12 protein-coding genes are annotated in these 10,240 nt (G+C 62.7%); 8 read left to right on the plus strand and 4 right to left on the minus strand.

What is annotated here, in order from left to right:
• Positions 1 to 62: 62 nt before the first annotated feature.
• Genes R4P65_RS25545 through thyX form a run of 4 tightly spaced genes read right to left on the minus strand, consistent with a single transcriptional unit; the run spans position 63 to position 4,472 of the window.
• Positions 63 to 686 (minus strand): TIGR03085 family metal-binding protein, encoded by a 624-nt coding sequence (locus R4P65_RS25545; RefSeq protein ID WP_317828589.1) that lies wholly within the window; start codon positions 684 to 686, stop codon positions 63 to 65.
• Between the two features lie 59 nt (positions 687 to 745).
• Positions 746 to 2,770 carry a ribonuclease J gene (locus R4P65_RS25550; protein WP_317828590.1) on the minus strand — a complete coding sequence of 675 codons (2,025 nt, stop codon included), beginning with the start codon at positions 2,768 to 2,770 and terminating at the stop codon, positions 746 to 748.
• On the minus strand, positions 2,771 to 3,676 hold the full coding sequence (gene dapA / locus R4P65_RS25555; protein WP_003942142.1) for a 4-hydroxy-tetrahydrodipicolinate synthase: 906 nt from the start codon (positions 3,674 to 3,676) through the stop codon (positions 2,771 to 2,773). It lies immediately after the preceding gene.
• A 43-nt stretch (positions 3,677 to 3,719) separates the two neighbouring features.
• Positions 3,720 to 4,472: an FAD-dependent thymidylate synthase gene (gene thyX, locus R4P65_RS25560; protein ID WP_317828591.1), complete on the minus strand. Its 753-nt coding sequence runs from the start codon at positions 4,470 to 4,472 to the stop codon at positions 3,720 to 3,722.
• A gap of 155 nt (positions 4,473 to 4,627) precedes the next feature.
• Between thyX and R4P65_RS25565 the strand changes: the two genes are divergently transcribed.
• From R4P65_RS25565 to nuoE, 8 genes are all read left to right on the plus strand, one after another.
• Positions 4,628 to 5,110 (plus strand): toxin-antitoxin system HicB family antitoxin, encoded by a 483-nt coding sequence (locus R4P65_RS25565; RefSeq protein ID WP_230817122.1) that lies wholly within the window; start codon positions 4,628 to 4,630, stop codon positions 5,108 to 5,110.
• A gap of 87 nt (positions 5,111 to 5,197) precedes the next feature.
• Positions 5,198 to 5,632: an SRPBCC family protein gene (locus R4P65_RS25570; RefSeq protein WP_230817121.1), complete on the plus strand. Its 435-nt coding sequence runs from the start codon at positions 5,198 to 5,200 to the stop codon at positions 5,630 to 5,632.
• Between the two features lie 180 nt (positions 5,633 to 5,812).
• Positions 5,813 to 6,205 carry a hypothetical protein gene (locus R4P65_RS25575; RefSeq protein ID WP_230817164.1) on the plus strand — a complete coding sequence of 131 codons (393 nt, stop codon included), beginning with the start codon at positions 5,813 to 5,815 and terminating at the stop codon, positions 6,203 to 6,205.
• Positions 6,206 to 6,433: 228 nt separating this feature from the next.
• Entirely contained in the window at positions 6,434 to 6,793 is a 360-nt protein-coding gene (locus tag R4P65_RS25580) for an NADH-quinone oxidoreductase subunit A (protein WP_003942165.1), read from the plus strand.
• Between the two features lie 81 nt (positions 6,794 to 6,874).
• On the plus strand, positions 6,875 to 7,429 hold the full coding sequence (locus R4P65_RS25585) for a NuoB/complex I 20 kDa subunit family protein (protein ID WP_095970587.1): 555 nt from the start codon (positions 6,875 to 6,877) through the stop codon (positions 7,427 to 7,429).
• On the plus strand, positions 7,426 to 8,088 hold the full coding sequence (locus R4P65_RS25590) for an NADH-quinone oxidoreductase subunit C (protein ID WP_317828592.1): 663 nt from the start codon (positions 7,426 to 7,428) through the stop codon (positions 8,086 to 8,088). The genes R4P65_RS25585 and R4P65_RS25590 overlap by 4 nt, the downstream gene beginning before the upstream one ends.
• On the plus strand, positions 8,088 to 9,419 hold the full coding sequence (gene nuoD / locus R4P65_RS25595) for an NADH dehydrogenase (quinone) subunit D (protein WP_230817119.1): 1,332 nt from the start codon (positions 8,088 to 8,090) through the stop codon (positions 9,417 to 9,419). Before R4P65_RS25590 ends, nuoD begins: the two co-directional genes overlap by 1 nt.
• A complete protein-coding gene (gene nuoE, locus R4P65_RS25600; protein WP_317828593.1) occupies positions 9,416 to 10,240 on the plus strand; it encodes an NADH-quinone oxidoreductase subunit NuoE in 825 nt (274 codons plus the stop codon). The genes nuoD and nuoE overlap by 4 nt, the downstream gene beginning before the upstream one ends.

A 10,240-nucleotide genomic window follows, 5' to 3' on the forward strand; every position in this document is an offset into this window, starting at 1 on the left:
TTCACAACCCGCCTGGCGAACTCGGTAAAGGTCGAAAGACGGGCAGATCCCAAACGGGCGGATCAAAAACTGCGATCGAGCGCCATCACCGATTGAACGTCGCCGAGTTCGCCTTTTGCTTCGATCTGCACTTCGTTGCGACCGAAAGCGTGAAGCAGCAACTCGGCAGGTTCGCCCTGCAGGACAACACTGCGAGAGCCGGATTTGTGGACGACCGCGCTCTCTCCGGACGGAAGTTCGAAGATCACCTCGACAGCGGCTTTGCGGTAGCCCATCTTGCCGATCTGCCGCGCGTACTTCCACAGTTGAGCCTGCCGACCCTCCGACAACGGACGCGGCGCCCAGTTCAGGTGTGCGCGTCGTACATCTTCGTGGTGGATGAACATTTCCGTGGTGTTGACCTGCGCGTCGAGCCAGTACATCGGCGACCACCGAGGCGGCCCGCCGCGAACGTCGTCGAGGATGTCCTCCCACGGACGCGCCGCTGCGGCCTTTCGCACGGTCTCGGTGTGACCGGCCAGAGGGCTGAACATGATTCCGGGAGCGGCGTCGAGACGCCGCTCCCGGACGATCAGATGTGCTGCCAGGTCACGATTGGTCCACTCCCCACACAGCGTCGGAGCATCGGGGCCGAATTCGACCATGCTGTCCACCAGGGCGAGTCGTTCGTCATGAGCGAAGGTCACCTTCGCCAAAGTACTCGAACCGGACCGGGTTCGAGCGCAAGCGACCTGCTGTGCCGAATCTACGGAACCGCGATGACCGTCGGAATGATCATCGGACGGCGGCGGTACTTGTCCGCGACCCAGCGTCCGACGACGCGGCGCACGGACTGCGCGATGCGGTGAGCGTCGATGACACCTTCGCTCGCCAACCGTGTCAGGTCCGATTCCACGAGATCCGCGGCGGCCTTGAGGGCTGTCGGATCGTCGGAGAAACCGCGACCGGATACTTCGGGAGTGCTGACCGCGCGCCCCGTCGACTCGTTGATGACGATGGTGATGGCGATGAAACCGCCCTCACCGAGCACGAGGCGATCGGAAAGCGTCGGCTCACCGACGTCACCGACGGACAGACCGTCGACGTAGACGTGTCCGACCGGTACCCGTCCGACGATCTCGGCGAGGCCGTCGACCATGTCGACCACGACGCCGTCCTCGGCCAATACGATGCGCTCTTCCGGAACGCCGGTTGCCTTGGCAAGCGCGGCGTTGGCACGCAGGTGGCGCCATTCACCGTGAACAGGCATGGCGTTGGTGGGCCGAACCGCGTTGTAGAGGTAAAGCAACTCACCAGCGGACGCGTGGCCCGAGACGTGAACCTTGGCGCTCTGCTGCGTCACGACGGTGGCACCGCGCTTGGCCAAACCGTTGACCACGGCAAAAACGGAGTTCTCGTTGCCCGGGATCAGCGAGGACGCCAGAACGACCAGGTCGTTGGCGCGGATGTTGATCTGGCGGTGTTCGCCTCGTGCCATCCGCGAGAGCGCTGCCAACGGCTCACCCTGCGAACCCGTGGAGATCAGAACCAAGCGATCGTCGGGAAGCGTCGCGGCGGTGTCGATGTCGACGACCAGGCCGTCAGGCACCGTGAGGTAGCCGAGATCCTGGGCGATCTGCATGTTGCGGACCATCGAGCGGCCGACGAAGACGATGCGGCGGTTGTACCGAGCGGCAACGTCGACGACCTGCTGGATGCGGTGCACGTGGCTGGCGAACGATGCCACGATGACGCGCTGCTTCGCCTTGCCGATGACGTTGTCGAGCACTCCCCCGATTTCGCGCTCGGGCGTGACGAATCCCGGGACCTCGGCGTTGGTCGAGTCCACGAGGAACAGGTCGACACCCTCGTCGCCCAGGCGGGAGAAACCGGCGAGGTCGGTCAGGCGGCCGTCGAGAGGCAGCTGATCGAGCTTGATGTCACCGGTGTGCAGTACGACGCCGGCGTCGGTGCGAATCGCGATCGCGAGCGCGTCGGGAATCGAGTGGTTGACGGCGAAGTACTCGCAGTCGAACGGGCCGTGGGTGGTGGTGTTTCCTTCGACGACCTCGACGAGGTTCGGTCGCAGGCGATGCTCGCGGCACTTGGCGGCAACGAGGGCGAGAGTGAACTTCGCGCCGATGACCGGAATGTCCGCGCGCAGGCGCAGCAAGAACGGCAGAGCACCGATGTGGTCCTCGTGTCCGTGAGTCAAGATGACGGCTTCGACGTCGTCCATACGGTCTTCGATGTAGCGGAAGTCCGGGAGGATCAGGTCGACGCCAGGCTGCTGGTCTTCGGGAAACAGCACACCGCAGTCGACGATCAGCAGCTTGCCGCGGTGCTCGAACACCGTCATGTTGCGGCCGATTTCACCGATGCCGCCCAGAGCGACGACGCGCAGACCTGATGCCGGCGCCTTCGGGGGTGTTCCGAGTCGACCAGTGGGATCGACGGCCGGACGGTTCTCGGGGCGCTTGTTTCCGCGCCCGTTGCCCGCCTTCGACGCTGCCGGACGGTTGCCGCCGGAAGATTTGCGCGGCGACCTGTCTTCGGTCGACTTCTTGGGTGCAGCAGATTTGGTGGCAGCGGACTTGGTTGCTGCAGATTTGGTTGCTGCAGGTTTGGTTGCTGCGGCCTTCTTGGGCGGGGCGGCTGCGGCGGGGGCCGCTTCTGCCGCAGCCGCAGCTGGTGCCTCTACCGGTGCGGCCTTCGCGGCCGTTTCGGGAGCCGGAGGCGCGGGCGGACCGGCTTGACGACTGGCACTACGACGTCGGGGGGGACGGGTCATTTACAAAACTCCTGCCGCATGCAGATCGGCGGCAAGACCGTCGATCTGCTCTTTAGTGGGTGCAACCTGCGGAAGGCGTGGTTCTCCGACATCGATTCCGATGAGTCGCAGACCCGCCTTCGAAGCGCTGACACCGCCGAGACGGGCAACGGAACGAATCACAGGGATCAAACTGAGGTTTATCTCGCGTGCGCGGGCGATGTCGCCGGACACGAACGCGGTGTGAAGGTCGCGAAGGCGACCCGGAACAAGATGGCCGATGACGCTGACGAAGCCAGTAGCACCGACAGCGAGCCATGGAAGGTTCAGCGGGTCGTCACCGGAGAAGAACTGAAGCTCGGTGGTGCCGATCAACTCTGCGCCGGCGTTGAGGTCGCCCTTGGCGTCCTTGACGGCCTTGATCCGCGGATGCTCGGCGAGTCGGCGGATCGTCTCGGTCTCGATGGGGACGACGGAGCGGGGCGGAATGTCGTACAACATGACGGGCAGGTCGGTCGCGTTGGCGACGGCGGTGAAGTGTGCAAAAAGTCCGGCCTGGGGCGGACGCGAGTAGTACGGGGTGACGACGAGCAGACCGTGCGCTCCGGCGCGAGCCGCATCACGGGCGAGTTCGACACTGTGGGCGGTGTCGTTACTGCCGGCGCCTGCGACGATCTTCGCGCGGTTGCCGACGGCGTCGATTACCGCGCGGAGCAGGTCGAGCTTCTCGGACTCGGTGGTGGTGGGAGATTCACCGGTGGTACCGGCAAGGACAAGGCCGTCGCAGCCGTTGTCGACGAGATGGGCTGCGAGGCGCACTCCCGCGTCGACGTCCAACTTCCCGTCGGCAGTGAACGGGGTCACCATCGCAACGGAAATGGTGCCGAACGGACGCTCGACGAGAGAAGCGGAATCACCGTAGGTCATGGTCAGAAGGTTACCCGGTTCAGCTCTTACTTCTGCACACGAGTCACGACTCAGCTGCAAATGCACTGACGGCGATTTCCGATCCGTCGCTTCCGCGGAGAATCTCGTAGTCCCCGAACACATTTGGCGCGACGTCGCGAAGCTGACGCAGGCACTCGACCGCGACTCGCCGGATCTCGACATCCGCATGTTCGGTGGCACGCATCTCGACGAAGTGCCGCCAGGCCCGATAGTTCCCGGTCACGACCAAGCGAGTCTCGGTGGCGTTGGGCAGCACCGAGCGTGCAGCTTGCCTGGCTTGCTTCCCCCGCATCGGGGCGCCGGGCACTGATTGCAGTTTCCTTTCGAGGGCGGTGAGCAGTTCACCGTAAGCGCGACGGCTTTCGTCGGTGGCCGACAGAAACAGTGCTTCGAGTTCGGGATCGCCTTCGACAGCCGGAGGCACGACGACGTTCGCATCGTTCTCGCGAACGAATCGCTGCGAGAGTTGCGAGTAGGAGAAGTGCCGGTGACGAATCAATTCATGAGTGCACGAGCGCGATATACCGGTGATGTAGAAGCTCACGGTTGCATGCTCGAGCACCGAAACGTGTCCGACCTCGAGCAGATGCCTCAGGTAGCCGGCGTTGGTTGCCGTGCGCGGATTCGGCTTGGACCAACTCTGGTAGCAGGCCCGACCGGAGAACTCGACAAGCGCTTCGCCGCCGTCGGCGTCCGTCTCCCACGGAATGCCCTCGGGCGGGAAGAACTCGGACTTCGCCACCAACTGCACTTTCAGCGACACCGTGTTCGGCACAACCCACTCCTCGACAAGCACGAAACAACCAGCACGAAACCCGGACGCTGTTCGCCTCAGGTGCGGGGCAACTCTATAGCGGTCGACCGTCCCCGAGATCGAGTGACGTCACCAGCAGCCTTGACTGACGTCACTTTTGACGCCACTCTGGTGTCATGGACATTTCGGAGTACACCGCAAAGCTGCAGAACGACCTTGTCACCGCAGCCGAACTCGGTGACGATCACACGCGCCGAATTGCGGCGTCGCTGTCCGCCGCCATCGAACCCTCGGTCCGCCTGGTCTTGCTGGCCGCGGCGACTGAGCTGGCCAAGGAGATCGGGGCGAAGCTCGGCGATCGAGAGGTCAAGGTCAATCTCGACGGCAGCGAGTTGCTGGTCGATGTGGTTCGCCCGCCCAGTTCGACTGGCGGCGATTCCGCCGACAACGAGAAGGCAGACGACGAGAAGAAGGACTCCACCTACTCGTTCGACGACGTCAGCGGAGATATCAGCCGAGTGACGTTGAGGATGATGGAGCAGATCAAAGCCCGCGCCGAGGAGGCAGCCAATCAGAACGGAGTCTCCCTCAACTCGTGGGTTTCACAAGCCGTTCAGGGCGCACTGCGGGACCAGATGCGCAAGAACGGCATGGACTAGTCCGACGCCACCCCGATCGCCGAATGATCTAATTGCGCAACTGCAGTAATCACGAACCGTTGCCGCAAGGCGAGAAGGAGCACGTTCATGGCTGTTTCGGGCGTCAAGGAATTCGAGATCAAGGCTGATCCGGCAACGGTGATGCAGGCCGTCGCCGCGGTAGATCGACTGCCGGAGTGGTCGTCTGCGCACAAGAAGATCACCATCGAGAGCACCCACGCCGACGGTCGCCCCCATCGCGTTCGCATGGCCGTGTCCATTCTGGGAATCAACGACGAGCAGGTAGTCGACTACACCTTCGAGGGCGACGAGAAGGTGACCTGGACCCTCGTCGAGAGCGGCCAGCAGAACCAGCAGGACGGCTCCTACGTCTTGACGCCCACCGACGGTGGAACCAAAGTCACCTTCGAATTGACCATCGATCCCAAGATTCCGCTGCCGGGTTTCCTGGTGAAGAAGGCGCAGAAGACGGCCCTGGAAACGGCAAGCAAGGGCCTGACGAAGTTCGTCGAAAACTTCTGAGCGCACACGCAATTCAGGCGGCCCTTACTTCGGCGTTCATCGCCGGGTAGGGGCCGTTTACTGCGAAGCCGAGCTGCGATTTCGCGGAAGTTCTTGCCGATGTCGAAGATTCGCCGGTAGCCGGGGACCGCCCGGAGTAACGTCGGCCGCGTGTCCGCCGAGACCGCAGAGCCCAACTCCATGGCACCCGTGCGCATCCTCGTCTACAGCGACGACGCGCACACGCGCGAGCAAGTCCGGCTCGCTCTCGGTGAGCGTCCACATCCCTCGATGCCCACCATCGATTACGTCGAAGTCGCAACGGCGCCGATCGTCGTCGACAAGCTCGATGCCGGCGGAATCGATCTCGCAATTCTCGACGGCGAGGCCAGTCCGGCCGGCGGCATGGGCGTGGCGAAACAACTCAAGGACGAAATCGCCGACTGTCCACCGATCCTCGTACTGACCGGTCGACCCGACGATGCATGGCTGGCGTCGTGGTCGAGAGCGGAAGCCTCAGTGCCGCAGCCGATAGATCCGATCGAACTCGCTTCCACCGTCATCGCGCTTCTCCGTCGGCAACTGAGCCGGTGAGCACCCGTTGCGGCGGTGATTCGTTGCGGCGCCGACTACTTCGGACTTTCGAGAGCGAAACTCGGCACCCCGAAAATCAACCCAATGTCGGAGGCCTCACCTAGTGTGGGTGTCGCAGGTCACATAAATATCGAATTGCTGGCAGTATCGAAATCGAACGGCACCTTCGGGTTAACGGCACCTTCGGGCTAGGCGGGCATCCGCACAGCGGAGAGGAGTTCGGGTGACATGAACGCTTACATCCCCATTCTCGTTCTCGGGGTCATCGCGATGGCCTTCGCCGTCGTGTCGGTTGTTCTCGCGTCCGTGGTCGGCCCGAAGCGGTACAACAGGGCGAAGCTCGAAGCCTACGAATGCGGAATCGAACCGGCACCCCGTACCGCTGGTGGTGGCCGGTTTCCCGTCAAGTTCTATCTGACGGCGATGCTGTTCATCATCTTCGATATCGAGATCGTCTTCCTCTATCCGTGGGCCGTGCATTTCGATTCGCTCGGCTTGTTCGGTCTCGCGGCCATGGGCCTTTTCATAGTCAACGTGTCGGTGGCATACGCATATGAATGGCGACGAGGCGGTCTCGGTTGGGACTAGCTGGGCGAAGACACGATCAACACAAAGAAATTCAGACAAAACCGGTCATACCGAAGCTGTTACGACTGAAAAGAGTCGGATATGGGTCTCGAAGAAAAGCTTCCCAGCGGATTTCTACTGACAACGGTCGAAGGCCTTGCCGGGTATGTCCGCAAGGGATCACTGTGGCCTGCCACCTTCGGGCTCGCGTGCTGCGCCATCGAGATGATGGCAACCACGTCCGGCCGCTTCGACCTGGCGCGGTTCGGCATGGAGGCCTTCCGCGCGTCGCCGCGCCAGGCAGACCTTCTGATCGTGGCCGGGAGAGTCAGTCAAAAGATGGGTCCGGTACTTCGTCAGGTCTACGACCAGATGGCCGAGCCGAAATGGGTTCTGGCCATGGGGGTGTGCGCCTCCTCCGGCGGAATGTTCAACAACTACGCAGTGGTACAGGGCGTCGACCACATCGTTCCGGTCGACATCTACTTGCCCGGCTGCCCGCCGCGGCCTGAGATGCTCCTCAACGCGATCATTGAGCTGCACCGGAAGATCCAGGAGATGCCCCTCGGCGTCAACCGCGAAGAGGCTCGCGCGGCAGCCGAGCGCGCGGCACTGGCATCCACCCCCACCATCGACATGAAGGGGCTGCTGCGATGACCTCGGGCAACACCGGCGCGAGAGGGATGTTCGGGGTCCGCGGCAGTGGCGACACCTCGGGCTACAGCCGTCTTGCCCCTCCGATCTCTGTAGAAGACAAGGCTTCTCGACCGTTCGGTGGATACTTCGACGTGGTTGCAGATTCCTTGGACGCCACATTGCGCAGCGTGGGTGACACTTTCACTGACGCAATCGAGCGAGTAACGGTTTTTCGAGACGAGATGACGCTGCACGTCGAACGGTCTCACCTCCCGCAGGTCGCGCGCAGACTGCGCGACGAACCGGATCTTCGCTTCGAACTCTGCCTGGGTGTCGACGGAGTGCACTACCCGCAGGACACCGGTCGCGAACTCCACGCCGTCTATCCACTCGCCTCCATTACGCACAATCGCCGGATCAGACTGGAAGTGTCTGTGCCGGATTCCGATCCGCACATTCCGTCGATCGTCGGGATCTACCCGACCAACGACTGGCACGAACGTGAGACCTACGACTTCTTCGGAATCGTCTTCGACGGTCACCCGGCATTGACCCGTATCGAGATGCCCGACGACTGGAAAGGCCACCCGCAGCGGAAGGACTATCCGCTCGGCGGTATCCCGGTCGAGTACAAGGGTGCCCAGACTCCGCCACCCGACGAGCGTAGGGCGTACAACTGATGAACAACACGACAGGAAGCAGCGCCGGCGCCACGACGGAAACCATCGTGACGGCGTCCGGTCAGGACTGGGACGACATCGTCACCGCAGCGGCCCGGCAGCGAACCGGCGAGGCCGAACGGATCGTGGTCAACATGGGCCCGCAGCATCCGTCCACGCACGGCGTCTTGCGCCTCATACTCGAAATCGAGGGTGAGACCGTTGTGGAAGCACGGTGTGGAATCGGCTACCTGCACACCGGAATCGAAAAGAATCTCGAATACCGGAACTGGACGCAGGGCGTCACTTTTGTTACTCGGATGGACTACCTGTCACCGTTCTTCAACGAAACCGCCTACTGCCTCGGAGTCGAGAAACTTCTCGACATCACCGACGACATTCCCGAGCGAGCCACCGTCATTCGCGTGATGATGATGGAGCTCAATCGAATCTCGTCACATCTTGTCGCCCTGGCGACCGGCGGAATGGAACTGGGCGCCGTGACGGCGATGCTGTTCGGATTCCGCGAACGGGAACTGATTCTGGACGTGTTCGAGACGATCACCGGACTGCGGATGAATCACGCGTACATCAGGCCTGGCGGTCTGGCGCAAGATTTACCCGACGGCTCGGTGGCGAAGGTACGACATCTGTTGAAGGTCCTTCCTAAGCGGTTGCGTGACGTCGAATTGATGCTCAGCGACAACTCCATCTGGAAGGCCCGCACTCAGGGAATCGGATATCTCGATCTCACCGGTTGTATGGCGCTCGGAGTGACGGGACCGGTCCTGCGCGCCACAGGTCTCCCCCACGATCAGCGTCGAGCGCAGCCCTACTGCGGCTACGAGAATTACGAGTTCGATGTCGTGACGCACGACGGATCCGATTGCTACGGAAGGTACGTCATCCGCGTCGAGGAGATGAAGGAGTCCCTCAAGATCGTCGAGCAGTGTCTCGACAAGCTGCAACCGGGGCCGGTCATGGTGGACGACAAGAAGATCGCCTGGCCTGCCGATCTCGCCGTCGGACCTGATGGCCTCGGCAACTCGCAGAAGCACATCGCCAAGATCATGGAATCGTCCATGGAGGGTCTGATTCACCATTTCAAACTGGTCACCGAAGGCATCCGCGTGCCGCCCGGTCAGGTGTACGTCGCCGTGGAATCTCCGCGTGGCGAACTGGGGGTGCACATGGTCAGCGACGGGGGAACCCGGCCGTACCGCGTCCATTTCCGGGATCCGTCGTTCACAAACCTTCAAGCCGTAGCGGCGATGTGCGAGGGGGGCATGGTGTCCGACGTGATCGCTTCGGTCGCCAGTATCGATCCCGTCATGGGCGGAGTGGACCGATGACCGGCCCGAACGGTTCGTCACGGGTGTTCATCGAACTCGGACCGCGACCGGAGGAACCCACACAATTGGTACGCCCCGGCGCACGATCGAGCTATCCCCCCGACGTACTCGCCCGACTCGACGCCGACGCCGACACCGTCATCGCTCGTTATCGCGAGCCTGACGCCGCCGCGATAACCAGTCGATCGGCCCTCCTGCCGCTCCTTCACCTCGTGCAATCCGAGGACGGGTACATCACGCCGGCCGGGATCGATTTCTGCAGTGCCAAGCTAGGTTTGACGGGCGCTGAGGTCGCCGCCGTTTCCACTTTCTACTCCATGTATCGGCGTGGTCCGACGGGTGAGTATCTGGTCGGAGTCTGCACCAACACGCTGTGCGCGATCATGGGCGGTGACGACATCCTCGCGGCACTCGAAGAGCACCTGGGCTCGGCAGGGTCCAGGAACGAAGGCGGACACACCATCTCGACGGCCGACGGCAAGATCACCCTCGAACACATCGAGTGCAATGCGGCGTGCGACTACGCGCCCGTCGTGATGATCAACTGGGAGTTCTTCGACAACCAGACTCCGGAATCGGCGCGCTCACTTGTCGATGCGTTACGCGCCGGAGAGCGCGTGACGCCCAGTCGCGGTGCGACGCTGTGTTCGTTCCGACAGACCGCGCGCACCCTGGCCGGTTTCCCGGATACGCGAATCGAAGCGGCCGAAGCGCAGACCGTCGGCGGGGCAACTGTTGCCGGACTGCGTGTCAGCCGATCTCTCGACGACAATCGACCAGGCCCGGCTTCCGCGGTCGACGCTCCCGGCGAAGGGAAGTGA

Origin of the sequence: Rhodococcus sp. IEGM 1318, from assembly GCF_033142465.1 — a bacterium.
Taxonomy (GTDB): domain Bacteria; phylum Actinomycetota; class Actinomycetes; order Mycobacteriales; family Mycobacteriaceae; genus Rhodococcus_F; species Rhodococcus_F qingshengii_B.